This is a genomic window from Neobacillus sp. NRS-1170, assembly GCF_050468025.1.
In genome coordinates, this window is sequence record NZ_JBITPF010000047.1 from 20,435 (window position 1) to 37,978 (window position 17,544).

Below are 17,544 nucleotides of genomic sequence, written 5' to 3' on the forward strand. Positions count from 1 at the left end.
ATTAGTGTTTAAAACACTCGCTTCATTATCCTTAACGCGGTAAACGGCAAGCATTACTTTAGATTCATGCTTGCGACTCATAGGCGAGTTCATGATTTACCCGGTTGACTTTCACCAGCCGTCAACTCTCTTAGTGCGGATAGGGACCATTACTACTCCTAATCACTGTTTTTTCAATATAAAAGTATTACGGTTATTGTATTAAATTTCCCATCAATTTGCAAGTAACCCCGCTGCCTAATTTCATAATGGACAACAAATTTCCCATTTAAACCTCTAAACCTGACGTCCACCACACGTGGACAAATCATTAAATTTGTCCACGGACGGTGCCTGACACCCTTAAGGTTCGGTCGTATAAAAGGGTCGTGACGATTGCAATGAGAAATAATCCAATTAAAACGGTAAATAAGGCTGATATGCTATATAAATCTACAAGCATGCCTCCTAACAGCGGGCCAATCATTCTTCCTCCGGTTGCAGTGCTATTGACGATTCCTTGGTAGAAGCCTTCCCTGCCCTTTGGTGCCAGACTGAAGGCAACAGTTGGGACGGCAGGCCAAATGAACATTTCACCAATTGTTAGGATTATCATAGCAACTAGAAATCCTGAAAAGGCGCTGACGTTCCCTGCAACAATAAATGAGATAATAAAAATGCCAATTCCAATAAGTATTTGAAGCTTTAAAGATGAAGAAAGATATTTCAGCACCCCATGCAAAAGCGGTTGACCTAGAACAATAATCGCTCCGTTAATTGTCCATAAGAAACTGTATTGCGTTAAGGTTATATTGATTTCCTGTGTGTAGGAGGCAATTGTGGTAGTCCACTGAACATATCCTACCCAGCATAGTAAATAGCCTAAGCAAAGAATCATTAATGCCTGAAGATTCGCCTTGGATTTTATTCCTTTTTCTGCTTTTGCTTTATTTTCTTGTTTCTCCGAATCTACTAAAATACCTTTATATCCGAAAACGGCAATAAGCAGGAAGATCACATACATAACCATATTGGCAAGAAAAATAAGCTGAAATGAGTAATCTGCTACCAATCCCCCAAGTGCAGCACCTACTGCTACGCCAAGATTTTGCGCGACATATAGGGCATTAAATGACTTTCTCCCGCCTTCTTTCCATACTGAGCCTGCCATCGCATACATGGAGGGAAAAATAATCCCTGTTCCAAAGCCAACAATCGTTAGAAAAACAACATATTCTGGCCAGCCATGCCAAAAGGTTAATCCGACAAGGGCTGCAAGTGAAATAAAAATTCCTAGAAGAATAGATTTATAGCCGCCAATTTTATCAAATAAATGGCCGCCGTATAAATTTCCGATGACATTTGCCCCTGCATTCAACATCAGAACAATTCCAGCAACCGATAAGGATTTTCCTAAATGTTCGTGAATATAGATGGTATTTAAAGGCCATAAAAAAGAAGAGCCGATTACATTCACTGCCATCCCGATAATTAAAAGCCATAAGGCACGTGGCATGAAAATACGCTCCTTTATCATAAAATTATTTCGATATCCTTGGTAATTTTAGACCTTTTTATATTTATGTGCAATCTTTTTCTATAAACAATAATCGTAAGGAAAGGATTTCGCGTGTTTAAGCTTGAATTTCGCTTAACCTCAAATTAATTTCGCGAAACTCTTAATTATATCCGCCTTCCGAGATAAAAATTCCTCAAATTGACACCTCACTAATCTTTTGACAAAATAAATAGAAAACACTGTATCTATACAAGAAACAGTGTTTCAAAACTCATCTTATTCTCAGCCTCTTTCCAATATCATCCTTGTTCCTTCTTGGCGGGACGAATAAGGGTTCTAAAGGAAGGAGTCTATTTTTTTATTGGCGTAGCCGGTACAATCGGTGCTTGTGCAGGGAAGTAGGCATTTACCGCTTTGTCTTTTTTCTTATCATTTTCTTTTTCTTCTAAGACTGCTTTTTTCACTTTTTCAATTTCCTTATCAAGCTCTTCCATATTGACGCCTTTTTTCACTAGTTCTTCCGTCGCTAAGCAGATTGCTTTGTTGGACTGCTCAATTGAAATCCTTAGTGAATCCATCGATCCTTGCGGGTTGTGGAAGCCGGCAGAGTTTTCAGCAGCAACGATATCCCAGTACCATTGACCCTTGCGTACATATTCTTGAGCTTGTTTTATTTTATCCTTGTTTACACCAGACGTAATCATTTTGTTTACATAATAGTGTGAGGTGGTTGAAACTTCTTGAGCTTCATGTAAGGCACTTACGTTTGCTTCTTGAATTTCAAGAACGCGGTCTTTTAGTTTATCCAAATCACGATCACCGTGGCACTGTCCACAAGAAGTTTGCATGGTTTTAAGTGGTGAAGTCCACCAGTGTGAGGTGATTTTTCTTTTTCCATCTACACGCTCATATGGCATATGACAATCAGCGCAGGATACATTTGCTTTTCCGTGTGTTCCTGACATATGTGTTTCATACTCAGGATGCTGCGATTTTAACATTAGAGTTCCGGAAATATTGCTAATCCAGTCTTTTTCAAACCCATTCTGTTTGGCAATAGTATTATAATATTCATACATGTCCTCTGGTTTGAAGCCCTTCGTCCACGGAAAAGTAACTTCGCTGTTTTTTGCAGAAAAATAATACTCAACATGGCACTGACCACAAACGTAGCTGCGCATTTCATTCTTCGTTGGGTTAGAAACATCAACACCCTGTGCTTTTAGCGCTTTAAAAAAGCTTGGCCGCGTTACACGTAAATCCATTGTTTTGGGATCATGACAGTCAGAGCAGCCAATTGGTGAGTGACCCAAGGCCTCCCCTTTTGGCCAAATTTCCTTATTAAAATTTGCTCCCCAATAGTGGTCACCCATTTCTTCAATCATTTTTGGCACTGCTGTTGATTTACATGTATAACAAGATCCAACTGATTTATCGGTAATCCGTTTAATGCTGCGAATATCTTCTAGTGCATAAGTATGGCCGCGTTCTTCATTGTACTCCGTTGCAAATCCATATCCGTTAAATAGGATTGGCAGCAGCGGCTCCTTATCTGCTTCATATTTGCTTCGTTTTTCAGAGCCTCCGTAGGTAGTGTCTTCCATTTTCTCATTTTTCTTATAGCTGTTATATTGAAGCGGGAATAATTTTTTAAACGCCTCATTACTAATTTCGTCTTCAGATAGGCCCGTTGTCTTTTGACCTGCTGCAGCGGCTGTTTTCTCACCGGAATCATGATCACACCCGGATATGATCAATACCATTGCGACCAGGAAAAGATATGCCCCATATCTTAACCTTCCCATTTTTAAAATCCTCCCTTTTTCTCTAATAACTCTCCTGATTTAGGCGGCTCTTTATAATGATCATCCTTAAAGCCTTTTCCATGCGGTACGGTTTTGTGACAGGAAACACAGCTATCCTTAGCATCATGTGATACGTTCGTAATCGTACTTTTGTGGCAGGAGATACAGTTTTCATTAATGACTTTCATTGTTCTGTCTGCCGCATGAATGACGTCAGGAATATCCTCTGTGCCTAAGGAGTTGTAGTACACATGTGTCATCCCTGCCCGACCCTTGAAAAAAAGCTTTTTAGCTATATTCTCGTGGGGAAGATGGCAGTCATTGCAGGACAATTTTGCGTGGGTTGAGTCCATGAATGAGGTATAAACCGATTGCATCGTGTGACAGTTTTGACAAAAGCCCGGTGAATCTGTGTAGGCCATGGTTTTTACTGTTACAAGCGATAAAAATACTCCGCCTAACAGAGCCATAACAACTAAGAGCTTTTTGTCGATTTTAAGAAGTTTTTTAATCATCTCTTCACCTCCCATAAAGTTCTTTCTCTCTTTATATAGTTAAAGTACCTTAGTACCTTAATCCAAATTTGACAACGAAAACTGTGTGCGGTTAATTGATGTAAAAATTTTGTGAATTAATTCACATAAAAATTTTAAAAAAGATGCTAGTAAACAATCTTTTATCCAGCAAAAAGTGGAGGTTTTGGAATTAATTTTATAATCTAATATCTTATTTAAACCATTAAAAAACAGCTCAATCTGTGACGTGCGTCACACATAAAATTAGAGATGTTTCGAAAATGTGAACAGGTTTTTTATCCTATTTTGAAGGTGTTTTTAATGAGAAATTGATATCACATGTGATTTTTACCACTTTTGAAAGCGATTAGATGCAGAAAAAAAAGACCCCTCTAAGAAAAAAATGAGGGATCTTGCATGTTTATTATGACGATTGGTCTTTTTCTTGATGCATTTTCGATTTAACTGGCTGGCCGCCTGAATTTTCATATTTCTTTTTAGCCTGCTTGACGACATCAACATCTTGTCCGAATTCAAGGTCTTGATTATTGATGCCATTTCGTGTTGTTTGTTCGGGGTTTTGTTGTTTTGAACGTTTTTTCAAAAAGGTTCCCTCCCTTAATGCCCTTGCAGGATCATATTGTTTTGAAGCTGTTGAATTTGCAGCCTCATTCTGTGAAGCTGCTCCCGCTGCTGAGAATTTGCACTGTGGGCCATTGTTGCAATATCTTGGTAGGTTTCTTCAAGCGTTTGTAAGGCTTTAGTGTAATCGTCGTTATTATAATGCTCTTGAAGGCTGCTTTCCTTGTATTGTTCCTGGGCATATCGAATAGCATCCTCACATTGCTGCATTAATGTCTCCATGGATTCACGAGTTGCCATCTTTAGAACCCCCTTCTTCTCTTTAGAAGCACACTGCTTCATTTCTTATTCTGTTCTCCATTTGCTTTCCTATGACAATGAACGATTTGATAAATGTTGGGAATTCAACTGTGATAAACGCAATGGATAAGCTTTTCGCTTCATGTTAAAATGAAAGTTATGCAAACTTTTTTTAAACTTGAATATGTTGATTTGCGCCCCAGGCGCTTCGCTTTCCGCTCCAATCAACATAATTACAAAATAAAGGAGGTTTTCAGGATGCTTCAGACAAAACCTTTTTCATATGCATCTGATAATAAACGTTATCATACTTGGAATTATCACCTACGAAATCAATTTGGTCATAAGGTATTTAAAGTCGCGTTAGATGGCGGCTTTGACTGTCCTAACCGTGATGGTACGGTCGCCCATGGCGGCTGCACCTTTTGCAGTGCTTCAGGTTCCGGAGATTTTGCCGGGAACCGTGCCGAGCCTCTTGAAACACAATTCAACAAAATTAAAGATAAAATGCATGCAAAATGGAAGGATGGTAAATATATGGCCTACTTTCAGGCCTATACTAATACTCATGCTCCAGTTGAGGTATTGCGAGAAAAGTTCGAGACTGTACTAAAGCAGGAAAACGTAGTGGGTCTCTCGATCGCTACCCGTCCCGATTGTCTCCCTGATGATGTTGTCGAATATTTAGCGGAATTAAACGAACGAACCTATTTATGGGTTGAGTTAGGCTTACAGACGGTTCATGAACGTACGGCTTTACTGATCAACCGTGCACATGATTTTCAATGCTATGTAGATGGTGTCAATAAGTTAAGGAAACATGGTATTCGGATTTGTTCGCATTTAATTAATGGCCTGCCGCTCGAAACGTATGACATGATGATGGAAACGGCGCGGGAAGTTGCCAAATTAGATGTACAGGGAATTAAAATTCACTTGCTTCATCTTTTAAAAGGCACTCCAATGGTGAAACAATATGAAAAGGGTATGCTCGAGTTTCTTTCACAAAAGGACTATGTAAATTTAGTATGCAATCAATTAGAAATTTTACCGCCGGAAATGATTGTCCATCGAATTACAGGTGATGGACCAATTGACTTAATGGTTGGTCCGATGTGGAGCGTAAACAAATGGGAAGTATTAAACTCGATTGATGCGGAACTAAAACGCCGGGAAAGTTGGCAAGGCAAATTTTATCAAGGGGTTTAAATCGATGAAAATGGAACGAATTCTTCCGTATGCAAAAAGCCTACTTAAAAAAGCTATTCAAACCGGCGATGTTGTCGTAGATGCTACTTTAGGAAATGGACATGATACGTTATTTTTAGCCGATTTGGTTGGTGAAACCGGTAAAGTGTTTGGATTTGATGTTCAAGAGGAAGCTATCCATGCCAGCAATGAACGCCTAAGCGCACACGCAATGTTAGAGCGTGTAACCCTTTTTCATGAAGGTCACGAGCATTTATCAGAAAAAATACCAACGAATTATCATGGAAAAATTACCGGGGCCATTTTTAACCTTGGTTACCTCCCTGGCAGTGATAAATCAATTGTGACCCAGCCAGAAACGACTATTGTTGCCATTGAGCAATTAATGAAGATTATGGCACCTCAGGGAATCATTGTTCTTGTTATTTATCACGGTCACGAGAAAGGGGCCGTTGAACGGGATTCTCTAATTCAATATTGCCAAGAAATAGACCAAAAAACTGCACATGTTCTTCAGTATCAATTTATCAATCAACTGAATAACCCTCCGTTTGTTGTTGCAATTGAAAAAAGGTAAAAACCAGGCCACGCCTGGTTTTTTATTTTATCATAAGTCTAGTTACAAAGGATGGCACCGATTTTTGCAGCGAACGGTAGGCAAGTCCATTGAAATAAAAGAAATAACTTATCCATCCGCCAGATTTGATAATTCCTTTTGCTAGCTTACGTACATTTTTCTGTTTTCGGACCTTTGAATCAGATAAGTATATCCCCAATAGTCCGCGATTAATTAACTGATGGAATTTTTTATGGGGAAGAAATTCCGTATGCCTGTCAGCCTCCGTAACAAAATGCTTTAACCGCTTAAAAAGCGTTTCTTCGCTTTCATAATAAGAACAAAAGTTCAAATCGCCTCCGGCAACGTCCTCCTCTTGATCGATAAAATAATCCAAAAGGATATGTAAGCCTTGAATATAGGGAAAATAACCCTTTCGAATGTTTTCGGCGTCACTAGCCTGAAAATCTTCCCTCATCGCATAAGAAATCAGACAAAATATCCCTAATGTTGAACCAGAACAGGCAGAGAATTCATACCATTCCATCGGCGGCAATTGATTTTGATAGCGATGAAACCAATTTTCAAGACGCGGCACTCGTTCATCTTTCACTACATGTTTATGAATTTGCAGATCACAATAATATTGGCACAGTTCAAGCAGATAATCCTTTATCAATTCATAATGAGGAACATCCCTTAAAATATCGCGGCAGGCTTCTGATAAATCATTCAAATAGTTATTATCATCCTGATCCTCGCGGAGCCGGTAATAATTTTTCTTTTCCGCATCTAATATAAGTGCATCGTGCATTGATTCATGAAGGACCGCAAAATCATCGGGATCTAGTGAGGTGCTTCGGTCACATAAATTATCAAGATAGTCACTAATCGTTTGATAAGCAACAATAAACTTAATTGCTTTTTTATAATGTTCACCTGAAGTGATAGCTAGAATACTTCCTCCCTCACAATGAAAGGTTTTATGCTCAATACTAGCCAGAGCCTGAGTTCTTAGTTCAGGATTCGGAATTTTTTCAGCTCGGCTTTTCCAATAAGCCAATTCTTTGTGTACGGCTGGAAGTATTTTTCGATAAACCCTGGACATAAGGGTGATTGGCTTCATGGAATACGACAACCCTTTCTATACAATATAACCAATTGCTTTTAATTGACTAATAACAAAATCCTTTGCGTATTCAAATACCTCTTCACGCTCAGGTTCATTAAAAATTTCATGGTAGTATTTTGGCCATTCTTTAAACCTTTTTTCCGATAATGGGACATGATTGAACCATTCCTTAACGGTTCCTTTCTTGACAATTTTGTCATCCCCGCCTTGCATAAGAAGCATCGGAATATCTTGAGTTTGTTCAAGCTTAAGGAATGCCTCCTTCATAGCCGCAGCAAGTTCACGATACCATCTTATCGAAACCTTTGTCACATAAAGAGTATCATTGGAATCAGCTTCCCTTACGTCTGCATTTCTCGTCGCCATGTGAACGGTTAAACCTGAATTGACCCTGAAGGAAGGGAATACGACATTTAACCCATGTGAAACAAACTCTAAAAATTTTGAAGGTGTATTTACAAGGCCTAAGCATGGTGATGATAGAATAACCCCTGCAATATTTAATCTTTCTTCCTGCAGAAGGCGGATTGAAATCAGCCCCCCCATACTATGCCCCAGTATAAACACTGGTAAATTATAGCGGTAGGCTGCCTGTACCCAATCCTTCACTTCAATTATGTAATCATCGAAGGAATCGATATGACCGCGGTTGGCTCGTGTTGTCATACCTTGCCCAGGAAGGTCAGCCATAATGACATGAAAGCCTGAAGAACGCCACATCTCAATCAGCCACCCGTACCTGCGATGGTGCTCCATTGCCCCGTGTACTATCACAATGACCGCTTTTGCATCCCCTTCTGCTTCCCACTTCCACATACTTTTATATCCCCCTAAAATAGTTGAAAATAATAAAAAACTTTAGCTTTGAAAAAGGCTCCCAATCTTCGCTACAATAGAACTATCATCAAAAAAGGAGCTACTAGTATGATTTATCCCTTTAAAGATAAGTATCCGTTAATTGCCGAATCGGCCTTTATCGCAGATTATGTCACGATTACAGGCGATGTTGAAATTGGAGAAGAGTCCAGCGTTTGGTTTAATTCCGTCATTAGAGGCGATGTTGCCCCGACAAAGATTGGCAATAAAGTAAATATCCAAGATAATTCTATATTACACCAAAGTCCCAATAACCCGCTAATTTTAGAAGATGAAGTAACGATTGGGCATCAGGTGATTCTTCACAGCTGTATCATCAGGAAACGGGCCTTAATCGGAATGGGGTCCATCGTTTTGGACCAAGCTGAAATTGGTGAAGGGGCCTTTATTGGGGCAGGAAGCCTTGTCCCGCAAGGAAAAAAAATCCCCCCTAATACATTAGCATTTGGCAGGCCGGCTAAAGTTATTAGAGAATTAACCCCAGAGGATATAGAAGATATGGAAAGAATCACGAGAGAGTACGCTGAGAAAGCGCAATATTATAAGTCCTTACAATCATAATAAGAAATGCGGAAGCACCTTGCTCAGGGGTGACAAGCATAAGTCGAGCCGGCGGAAAGGTTGCTTTTTAACCTTTTCGACGGATTGGCTGTAGACCCAAGAGCCCCTAGACGCTGGAGCTAGACATAAAAAATGCACCCGAAATTTTCCGGGTGCATTTTTTATAATTAGTTTTTCAGTGTTTCAAGAGCTTTTGCTGCTGCATATTCACGCTGAAAGGAATAAACGTCTTCGACATATACTTGATGCCATACCATAAACATAAGCACTGTCCAGATTTTCCGGCTGTTATCAGCTTTGCCTTGGCAATGGTCCTCAAGCAGTCTTAACACATATTGTTTATTAATTAAGTGATCTGTATTGCTTTCACGAATGATTTTCTTTGCCCAATCATTCATTTCGTTCTTTAACCAGTGACGGATTGGCACTGGGAAGCCAAGCTTTTTACGATTCAGTACATGTTCTGGAACAACACCCTCAGCTGCTTTACGTAAAATATACTTGGTTGTACCATTAGCTGTTTTTAAGCTTGTTGGAATTTTCGAAGCCACTTCAAATACAGCTTTATCAAGGAATGGAACACGCAGCTCCAGCGAATGTGCCATCGTCATTTTATCAGCCTTTAATAAAATATCTCCGCGCATCCATGTATGAATATCGATGTATTGCATTCTGTCAACAGGATCATAGCCTCTGGATTCTTCGTAAAGAGGTTTTGTAATGTCTGTATAGTTTAATCCTTGACGGTACACATTTAAAAGTTCTCGTTTTTCCTCTTCGGTGAACATTTTGGCATTTCCGATATAGCGCTCTTCCATCGGTGTCACGCCGCGTTCGATAAAACTTTTGCCTTTCGTGCCTTCAGGCATCATATTAGCGATCCCTTTTAATAGCACCTTACCGACTCTCGGAATTTTATTAAATACCTCTAACGATTGCGGTTCGCGGTAAATATTGTATCCGCCGAACAACTCATCTGCACCTTCACCTGAAAGTACAACCGTAACATGCTTCCGCGCTTCGCGAGCTACAAAGTATAACGGTACGCAGGCAGGGTCTGCAAGTGGATCATCCATATGCCACATGATTTTTGGAACTTCATTCATATATTCCTCAGGAGTAATCACATAGCTGATATTTTCCACGCCCAGCTTCTCGGCTGTCTCTTTGGCAACATCAATTTCACTAAATCCATTATGCTCAAAGCCTACAGAGAAGGTTTTGATTGCAGGATGAAATTGCTTGGCAATGGACGCAATTATAGAAGAATCGATTCCGCCGGAAAGGAAGGAGCCGACTGGAACATCGCTTCGCATATGCTTCTCGACTGAATCAAATAGGATGTCACGGATTTCTTTGACGAAATCATTTTCTGATTTCTGAACTGGCTTAAAATGTGCCTTCCAATAACGCTTCATTTCCATTTTAGAGCCGGTTTTCTTTGTAAAATAATGTCCGGGCTCGAGCTTTTTAATTCCTTCTGACAGGGTGTTTGGCTCAGGGACAAATTGATAGGTTAAATAATGCTGTAAGGAATCAAAATTTAGCACATCGTTTTCTAATGCAAGGAGAATACTTTTTTTCTCAGAAGCAAAGAACGTTCTTTCGCCGTCTTCAAAATAGAAGAACGGTTTGATTCCAAACGGGTCGCGTGCCCCGTAAAGCGATTGCTCTTGTTTATCCCAAATGACAAAGGCAAACATGCCGCGCAGCTTTTCCACTGCTTTTTCCTTCAAGTGGCTGTAAAGAGCGATTATAACCTCTGTATCTGAACTTGTCGCAAATTTTAAGCCCTCATTGAGAAGCTCTTCACGAAGCTCTACATAGTTATAGATTTCGCCGTTAAAAATAATCCAATAGCGCTCATTTTCATAGGTCAGCGGCTGATGTCCTGATTCAATATCAATAATACTCAAGCGGCGGAAGCCAAATTGAATATGGTCATCATAATAAAAACCATCATCATCAGGCCCGCGATGGGTTATAATATCGTTCATATTTTTAAATAGTTGTTTTTGTTCATCACTATAGCTTTGTGTTTTGTCGTGTACACAACCGATAAAACCACACATTATGTACCTCACCTACTCCAGTTCAAAATATCCTTGCTAAAAAACATACTCTCTTATACTACCACTTTTTTTTTAAAATGGAACTGTGAACTTGAGGAAAATCAAGTACAATCATTTTTCACTTCTTTCGACCTACTTAAACCCGCCCTATATTAAAATAGACTCTAATAAATAAAAGGAGTTACATATATATGCAACTCCTTATCAGACTAATTATAGATTTGCTTGCTCACGTAATGTTTGAGCTTTATCAGTACGCTCCCAAGGAAGATCAACATCTGTACGGCCAAAGTGTCCATAAGCAGCTGTTTGCTTATAAATTGGGCGGCGAAGTCCGAGCATGTTGATAATGCCAGCTGGGCGAAGGTCAAAGTTTGCATCTACAAGATCAACTAAAACATCTTCGCTTACTTTACCTGTGCCAAAAGTATCCACAGAAATGGAAACTGGTCTTGCTACACCGATTGCATAAGCAAGCTGTACTTCAACCTTATCAGCAAGACCTGCTGCAACGATATTTTTTGCTACATAACGTGCTGCATAAGCGGCAGAACGGTCAACTTTTGTTGGATCCTTACCAGAGAAAGCACCGCCGCCATGACGAGCATAACCGCCGTAAGTATCAACAATGATTTTGCGTCCTGTCAAGCCTGCATCCCCTTGTGGTCCGCCGATAACAAAACGGCCAGTCGGGTTAATAAAGTATTTAGTATTTTCATCAATTAGTTCATTGGGAACAACTGGATTAATCACATATTCTTTAAGGTTTCGCTGGATCTGCTCGAGCGAAACTTCTGGGTGATGCTGCGTCGAAATAACAATTGTATCTATGCGAACTGGTTTATCGTTCTCATCATATTCAACGGTAACTTGTGTTTTACCGTCAGGACGTAGATAAGGTAAAAGCTCCTCTTTACGAACTTCTGTTAAACGGCGTGACAGCTTATGAGCAAGTGAAATTGGAAGAGGCATTAACTCTTTTGTTTCATTACATGCAAAGCCAAACATTAAACCTTGGTCCCCTGCACCAATTGCTTCGATTTGCTCATCAGACATTAGTCCTTCACGAGCTTCCAGCGCTTGGTCAACCCCCATTGCAATGTCTGGAGACTGTTCATCAATCGATGTTAATACGGCACAAGTTTCCGCATCAAAGCCGTACTTTGCACGAGTGTAACCAATTTCCCTAACTGTTTCGCGAACAATTTTTGGAATATCCACATAAGTAGAAGTGGTGATTTCCCCAGCTACAAGTACTAAGCCTGTTGTTACGGAAGTTTCAGCCGCAACACGGGCATTAGCATCCTTTGCTAAAATAGCATCTAAAATGGAATCAGAAATTTGGTCACAGATCTTGTCAGGATGACCTTCAGTTACTGATTCAGAAGTGAACAAACGACGTTTTGTTGACATCTGAATTCCTCCTATATTATTGAATAAAGTGAGGTTATGTGTGGGGTTATGTTACCTTGTTAGTTTAACCTCGGGTTGATACGGAACTCATTCCCTTAGTAGTATGAAATAAACACGGGTATTTTATTAATAAACACAGTATTAATAATAAACCCGGCTGAAGATTCTCACGATGGGATAAACAAAAAGCGATTATGTAGCACGAAAAACAAAAAACCTTTCCATCGCATGAGGAAAGGTTGAGTGCAAATGTTTGCGTGCCTTTCACTCTTATCGTTCAAGGTCAAGCCTTGCCTCAGGTTTAGCACCTTTGCCCGAAAAATAAAACAAAACCATTCTTCGTTTGCAGGTTGCTGGGTTTCATAGGGCCTGTCCCTCCACCAGCTCGGGATAAGAGAGTATCCGTTCAAATTAAAATCATACCCTACAATATTGAAGGGTGTCAATCGATATTTATGAAACTTTTACCATGCAAATGGCTATAAATATAAAAATATTTTAATTTCATGATATAAATATTTTCTTTTTGCTTATTCCCTGAATAATGTATAAAATACAACTTGAAATAATTAAATAGTATAGACTAATTTTATAAATGTGTTATACTAATCGATATAATAATCGCCATTTTAAATTAAATAAAAAGGATGGTTAATTAAAAATGAATTCTGTTCATATTCCCAATGAATTAAAGCAATTACTTAAAGAAAATAATGTCCAAGTTCAATTATCAGTTCCTCAGTTAGTTGAAAAAATTCTAAACCGAAATGAAGGATCCTTAACTTCAACTGGTGCAGTTCGTGTTTCCACAGGCAAGTATACAGGACGTTCACCGCAAGATAAATTTATTGTCGTTGAAAATTCAACAAAGGATAAAATCGCTTGGGGATCCAATCAGCCTATTTCCGAAGAAGTATTTACTAACCTCTATCAAAAGGTATTAGAGTACTTAAAGGAACAAAATGAGCTCTTTGTATTCAAAGGTTTTGCCGGAGCCGATAAAAAATCGCAGCTGCCAATTCAAGTCGTAAATGAATTTGCATGGCATAATTTATTCGCTCACCAGCTGTTCATTCGTCCAACGGAAGACGAATTGCTCGAACATGAAGCAGGCTTTACGGTAATCTCTGCTCCTAATTTCAAGGCAGACCCAGCTGTAGATGGCACAAACTCAGAAACCTTTATTATTATTTCATTTGAACAACGCATTGTGTTAATCGGTGGAACGGAATATGCCGGTGAAATGAAAAAATCAATTTTCTCTGTTATGAATTATTTGCTTCCTGAAAACAATATTTTTTCGATGCACTGTTCTGCGAATGTTGGGCTTGAAGGGGATGTGGCATTATTCTTTGGTTTGTCCGGTACGGGAAAAACTACCCTTTCAGCAGATCCAAATCGAAAGCTTATCGGCGATGATGAGCATGGCTGGTCTTCCAATGGCGTTTTTAATATTGAAGGCGGCTGCTATGCGAAATGTATTAACCTTACCCGTGAGAAAGAACCGCAAATTTTCGATGCCATTCGTTTCGGTACTGTGCTTGAGAATGTTACGGTTAACCAAGAATCCAGAATCCCGGATTATGATGATGGAACATTAACTGAAAATACAAGAGCAGCCTATCCAATTCAGGCGATAGATAATATTGTTCTGCCAAGCGTCGCAGGGCATCCAAATACAATTGTATTTTTAACTGCAGATGCCTTTGGAGTTTTGCCTCCAATTGCAAAATTAACGAAAGAGCAAGCAATGTACCATTTCTTAAGCGGTTATACATCAAAGCTTGCCGGAACCGAGCGTGGAATCACATCTCCACAAGCAACCTTCTCTACTTGCTTTGGAGCGCCTTTCTTGCCGCTTCCTGCAACTCGTTATGCTGAAATGCTTGGTGAAAAAATTCTTGAGCATAATGCCAATGTCTTTTTAGTCAATACAGGCTGGACTGGCGGCGAATATGGTGTCGGAAACCGTATGAAGCTTTCTTATACACGCGCAATGGTTCAAGCGGCACTTGAGGGTGAATTGAACCATGTAGAAACAGTCAAGGATGAAATCTTCGGCCTGAATATTCCGCTTCATATTGCCGGTGTTCCTGATGAAGTTCTTCAGCCAAATAAAACGTGGGCAGACCCAGAAGCCTATGAAGTGAAAGCAAAAGAACTTGCTGCTAAGTTCCGTGGAAACTTTAAAAAGTTTACGAATGTCGCTGCTGAAATCGAAGAAAAAGGCGGACCGATCGCTTAAATACGAAAAGCCCTTATAAATTTGAACTGTTTTCTAAACTCAATAGGGGACAGGTAGTTTAATTTGCCTGAAGTCGTGTTTGATTATAATGATTGATGAATTTTTCAACTCTTTCGATTACAATAGAATTTGTAAGAAACTCTCTTCCTTGAGAGTAGAATTCTTCCGACTTTATGGTGGAGTGGAAGGATTCAATGACGGCATTATCCAAGCAATTGCCTTTCCGGGACATGCTTGTGGTAATGCCTTTTTCTTTTGCTATTCTTTGAAATGAGTGGGACGTATATTGGGATCCCTGATCGCTATGAAGTATTAAGCCTTTCAATTCACGACCTTCTACAGCGTCTTTTAAAGTATTTATTACTAAGGAAACATCTTGGTTGGTACTAATTTGATATGCGATAATCTCATTATTAAATAAATCCATGATTGTGCTTAGATACAACATAGATTGTCCGAACGGAAGGTAAGTAATATCAGTTACCCATTTTTCATTTGGTCTAGAAGCTTTAAAATTCCTATTCAAATGGTTAGGTACGACTACCTTCATTTCGCCAGATATATTATTATTACGTTTTGGCTTTACCCGGCATTGCAGGTTATATTTTTGCATGATCCGTTGTACTGTATTACGATTGACCTTCGTCTTATAATCGCGTAATAGCCAGGCTCTGACTGTCCTATGGCCAATTAGAAATTTATGACGTTTACAAATTTCAATAATTTGTTTTTCGAGTTCAGTTTTAACCTTTTGCCCCCATTTTCTCCACCTATAGAAAGTAGATCTAGGTATATCTAAGCAATGACATAGTAAAGTTACACAATATTTATCTTTTAATTTTTCAACTAAGGCGACTACAGCTTCTGGAACCAACTCCTCTCGATTTCTTGGTACTTTTTTAAAATTTCTATTTGTGCCTTTAAATGCTCATTTTCTCTCTTTAATTGTTCATTTTCAGATAATCCTTTAGAACCTTTCCCATAAGAGTATTGTTTACCTATCCCTTGTGCTAAACGATATTGTTGCCCTTCACGATACCATTGCATCCACCGTTTAACCTGAGTAACATTGGTTATTTCGAATTTATCCATAATTTCACGGTTTGAATACTCACCACTCAATTTCATCTTAATAACGGCCATTTTAACTTCTTCTGAGTAAGCATTTTTCTTTCCCATAAGAAAACACCTCCTGAGTCACGTATTATTTAAATACGATTCAGGGGGTGCTTTTTCCTTTGTCTTATTTAACTAGGTCTCTTCAATTTGATAAGGGCTTTCTTACTTCTACTGCTTCTGATTTTTGTAAAATGGTAAAACGGTACTTACCGCTTTTTTTAAGGTGGAAATTTCCTTGATACATCGAGATCTTTTTACCATCCATTGTCGTGTAATCTTTTTTATCTTTAAAGATAAATTCGGATACCTCTCCATTTTCTACAGCAAATACCTCTAATTTTAATTCAGAAGGAAGGTCATCTCCCTCTGCTTCAATGGAAACATCCTCGTAGAAACCAGCGAACAAATCTTCTTGCGAAATCATCAGAGTAGAATTACCAACTTTAACATAGGGCTCTTTTACATAGATAGAAAATTCGCCGATTTTTTTATTGCCTACCGTGAATTCTAGATTCCATTTGCCGGGTAAATCAAGCGATTTAAAGCCCGTCATTGCATGACCATCTGACCCATACATTCCTCCTGAAATAACGGTTGTTGCTAGATGTTCTTTTACCCCTGTTTTTACATGTACAGCATCAATTTTAAGAGGTTTATTTGCAAAATCTTTTTCGTAGTCGCCCCATAAATAAACGGCTATCTTCGATACACCCCTTCGGTCCATCGCTATCCATTCCAATGGTGCCAGCAGGCTTACCTTATTTGGAATTCCAAAATTACTATCTGCATAAAGAGGAGAGCCGTCCGTATCCTTAAGTGCAAAATATTCACCCTGTTGTACTGCCTTGGTTCTTCCAGAGCCGGTAAGTTGTGAAGAAGAATCTTTTTTGTCAGTGAAATAAAGGAGTGGAGCTAATAATACTAGGACAAATAAGGCGGCCAACGCTGCCATTCTTTGAAAGTTAAATGGTTTTCTATGTTTTCTAGTACTTGCCTCATCAATTACCATTAACATATCCGTCCTCTGTTTTGTTGTTAATTCATGCTTTGGAAAATTTGAGAGCATCTCTAACAAATCTTTATCAGATAATTTCCTCAAAGTACTCCCCCTCCTTCAGACACTCATTTAATTTTCTCACTGCCCGATGAAATGTTACATTCACTTTATTTTCTGACCAACCGAGAACTTGGCCGGCTTCCTGTGAAGAAAGTTCGGCAATCCCCCTAAGTATGATTACATCCCGATAATTATCTTTTAGTTGGTTTATCGCCTCGTATAATTTTTCATATTCGAATTTCCTAAGCAGCATTTCCTCTGTAGGTTCAAGAGGTTTTGGTGATTCATTATCTAAAAGCTTTTTAAGCTTTTGCCAAACGGATCTTTTTCGGTAAAAATCTATGGCTGTATTTCTCGCGATTGAAATCAGCCAGGTTTTCGGGCTCGCTTCATTTTTATATCGGCTATACGCTCGAAACGCCCGCAAAAAGGTCTCCTGAACCAAATCCTCTACATCCATCGCTCCTGTATAATAGACTAAATAATTTGTGACATCTTTTTCATATTGAATGAACCATTTTTCAATTGGATGAGCTCGCTCCAACCTTGCTCCCCCCTAACATAGTACTTATGATTAAAAAATTTTTATAATAATAAGACGTTT

At 39.1% G+C, this 17,544-nt stretch carries 15 protein-coding genes, 1 pseudogene, 1 riboswitch and 1 other annotated feature (1 of these 18 running past the window's edge); of the genes and pseudogenes, 4 read left to right on the top strand and 12 right to left on the bottom strand.

Annotated elements, in window-relative coordinates; all coding sequences use genetic code 11:
- Positions 1 to 175 (bottom strand) — a binding site (T-box leader); it reaches 48 nt to the left of the window's first position.
- Between the two features lie 135 nt (positions 176 to 310).
- The 5 genes from ACIFOT_RS19900 to ACIFOT_RS19920 all read right to left on the bottom strand — a co-directional run bounded on the left by ACIFOT_RS19900 (position 311) and on the right by ACIFOT_RS19920 (position 4,700).
- Positions 311 to 1,495 (bottom strand): MDR family MFS transporter, encoded by a 1,185-nt coding sequence (locus ACIFOT_RS19900; RefSeq protein WP_430067075.1) that lies wholly within the window; start codon positions 1,493 to 1,495, stop codon positions 311 to 313.
- A 353-nt stretch (positions 1,496 to 1,848) separates the two neighbouring features.
- Positions 1,849 to 3,303 (bottom strand): ammonia-forming cytochrome c nitrite reductase subunit c552, encoded by a 1,455-nt coding sequence (locus ACIFOT_RS19905; protein WP_430067076.1) that lies wholly within the window; start codon positions 3,301 to 3,303, stop codon positions 1,849 to 1,851.
- A gap of 2 nt (positions 3,304 to 3,305) precedes the next feature.
- Positions 3,306 to 3,818, bottom strand: coding sequence for a NapC/NirT family cytochrome c (locus ACIFOT_RS19910; RefSeq protein ID WP_430067077.1), 513 nt, complete (start codon positions 3,816 to 3,818; stop codon positions 3,306 to 3,308).
- Positions 3,819 to 4,242: 424 nt separating this feature from the next.
- Positions 4,243 to 4,422 (bottom strand): glycogen biosynthesis protein GlgD, encoded by a 180-nt coding sequence (locus ACIFOT_RS19915; RefSeq protein WP_430067078.1) that lies wholly within the window; start codon positions 4,420 to 4,422, stop codon positions 4,243 to 4,245.
- Between the two features lie 14 nt (positions 4,423 to 4,436).
- Positions 4,437 to 4,700, bottom strand: a complete 264-nt coding sequence (locus ACIFOT_RS19920) for a YtzC family protein (RefSeq protein ID WP_430067079.1) — start codon at positions 4,698 to 4,700, stop codon at positions 4,437 to 4,439.
- 258 nt (positions 4,701 to 4,958) lie between these two features.
- Between ACIFOT_RS19920 and ACIFOT_RS19925 the strand changes: the two genes are divergently transcribed.
- Both ACIFOT_RS19925 and ACIFOT_RS19930 read left to right on the top strand, forming a co-directional pair.
- Positions 4,959 to 5,909 carry a TIGR01212 family radical SAM protein gene (locus tag ACIFOT_RS19925; RefSeq protein ID WP_430067080.1) on the top strand — a complete coding sequence of 317 codons (951 nt, stop codon included), beginning with the start codon at positions 4,959 to 4,961 and terminating at the stop codon, positions 5,907 to 5,909.
- Between the two features lie 4 nt (positions 5,910 to 5,913).
- Positions 5,914 to 6,486, top strand: coding sequence for a class I SAM-dependent methyltransferase (locus ACIFOT_RS19930; protein WP_430067081.1), 573 nt, complete (start codon positions 5,914 to 5,916; stop codon positions 6,484 to 6,486).
- 22 nt (positions 6,487 to 6,508) lie between these two features.
- Here ACIFOT_RS19930 and ACIFOT_RS19935 read toward each other — a convergent pair whose 3' ends face one another.
- Positions 6,509 to 7,591, bottom strand: a complete 1,083-nt coding sequence (locus ACIFOT_RS19935) for a tetraprenyl-beta-curcumene synthase family protein (RefSeq protein ID WP_430067082.1) — start codon at positions 7,589 to 7,591, stop codon at positions 6,509 to 6,511.
- A gap of 18 nt (positions 7,592 to 7,609) precedes the next feature.
- Complete coding sequence (locus ACIFOT_RS19940) at positions 7,610 to 8,413, bottom strand: lysophospholipase (protein ID WP_430067083.1); 804 nt, start codon at positions 8,411 to 8,413, stop codon at positions 7,610 to 7,612.
- Positions 8,414 to 8,521: 108 nt separating this feature from the next.
- Here ACIFOT_RS19940 and ACIFOT_RS19945 point away from each other — a divergent pair, with 108 nt between their 5' ends.
- Positions 8,522 to 9,034 (top strand): gamma carbonic anhydrase, encoded by a 513-nt coding sequence (locus ACIFOT_RS19945; protein ID WP_430067084.1) that lies wholly within the window; start codon positions 8,522 to 8,524, stop codon positions 9,032 to 9,034.
- A gap of 167 nt (positions 9,035 to 9,201) precedes the next feature.
- On the opposite strand, the gene asnB is transcribed toward ACIFOT_RS19945, so the two are convergent.
- Both asnB and metK read right to left on the bottom strand, forming a co-directional pair.
- A complete protein-coding gene (gene asnB / locus ACIFOT_RS19950) occupies positions 9,202 to 11,106 on the bottom strand; it encodes an asparagine synthase (glutamine-hydrolyzing) (protein WP_430067085.1) in 1,905 nt (634 codons plus the stop codon).
- Between the two features lie 213 nt (positions 11,107 to 11,319).
- The gene (gene metK, locus ACIFOT_RS19955) at positions 11,320 to 12,519 is read right to left on the bottom strand and encodes a methionine adenosyltransferase (protein ID WP_430067086.1); all 1,200 of its coding nucleotides are present in this window, start codon (positions 12,517 to 12,519) and stop codon (positions 11,320 to 11,322) included.
- Between the two features lie 267 nt (positions 12,520 to 12,786).
- A riboswitch (SAM riboswitch) is annotated at positions 12,787 to 12,916 on the bottom strand.
- A gap of 264 nt (positions 12,917 to 13,180) precedes the next feature.
- Here metK and pckA point away from each other — a divergent pair.
- Positions 13,181 to 14,764, top strand: coding sequence for a phosphoenolpyruvate carboxykinase (ATP) (pckA, locus tag ACIFOT_RS19960; RefSeq protein ID WP_430067087.1), 1,584 nt, complete (start codon positions 13,181 to 13,183; stop codon positions 14,762 to 14,764).
- Here the strand turns inward: pckA and ACIFOT_RS19965 are convergent.
- The 3 genes and pseudogenes from ACIFOT_RS19965 to ACIFOT_RS19975 all read right to left on the bottom strand — a co-directional run bounded on the left by ACIFOT_RS19965 (position 14,761) and on the right by ACIFOT_RS19975 (position 17,484).
- Positions 14,761 to 15,943, bottom strand: a pseudogene (locus tag ACIFOT_RS19965) (IS3 family transposase). The gene pckA and the pseudogene ACIFOT_RS19965 overlap by 4 nt on opposite strands.
- Before the next feature lie 82 nt (positions 15,944 to 16,025).
- Positions 16,026 to 16,982, bottom strand: a complete 957-nt coding sequence (locus tag ACIFOT_RS19970; protein WP_430067088.1) for a hypothetical protein — start codon at positions 16,980 to 16,982, stop codon at positions 16,026 to 16,028.
- A complete protein-coding gene (locus ACIFOT_RS19975) occupies positions 16,966 to 17,484 on the bottom strand; it encodes an RNA polymerase sigma factor (RefSeq protein WP_430067089.1) in 519 nt (172 codons plus the stop codon). The genes ACIFOT_RS19970 and ACIFOT_RS19975 overlap by 17 nt, the downstream gene beginning before the upstream one ends.
- Positions 17,485 to 17,544: the final 60 nt, after the last annotated feature.

Coding starts and splice junctions, on each gene's coding strand:
- ACIFOT_RS19900 (WP_430067075.1), bottom strand. CDS start 1,495: ATGCCACGTGCCTTATGGCTTTTAATTATCGGGATGGCAGTGAATGTA.
- ACIFOT_RS19905 (WP_430067076.1), bottom strand. CDS start 3,303: ATGGGAAGGTTAAGATATGGGGCATATCTTTTCCTGGTCGCAATGGTA.
- ACIFOT_RS19910 (WP_430067077.1), bottom strand. CDS start 3,818: ATGATTAAAAAACTTCTTAAAATCGACAAAAAGCTCTTAGTTGTTATG.
- ACIFOT_RS19920 (WP_430067079.1), bottom strand. CDS start 4,700: ATGGCAACTCGTGAATCCATGGAGACATTAATGCAGCAATGTGAGGAT.
- ACIFOT_RS19925 (WP_430067080.1), top strand. CDS start 4,959: ATGCTTCAGACAAAACCTTTTTCATATGCATCTGATAATAAACGTTAT.
- ACIFOT_RS19930 (WP_430067081.1), top strand. CDS start 5,914: ATGAAAATGGAACGAATTCTTCCGTATGCAAAAAGCCTACTTAAAAAA.
- ACIFOT_RS19935 (WP_430067082.1), bottom strand. CDS start 7,591: ATGAAGCCAATCACCCTTATGTCCAGGGTTTATCGAAAAATACTTCCA.
- ACIFOT_RS19940 (WP_430067083.1), bottom strand. CDS start 8,413: ATGTGGAAGTGGGAAGCAGAAGGGGATGCAAAAGCGGTCATTGTGATA.
- ACIFOT_RS19945 (WP_430067084.1), top strand. CDS start 8,522: ATGATTTATCCCTTTAAAGATAAGTATCCGTTAATTGCCGAATCGGCC.
- asnB (WP_430067085.1), bottom strand. CDS start 11,106: ATGTGTGGTTTTATCGGTTGTGTACACGACAAAACACAAAGCTATAGT.
- metK (WP_430067086.1), bottom strand. CDS start 12,519: ATGTCAACAAAACGTCGTTTGTTCACTTCTGAATCAGTAACTGAAGGT.
- pckA (WP_430067087.1), top strand. CDS start 13,181: ATGAATTCTGTTCATATTCCCAATGAATTAAAGCAATTACTTAAAGAA.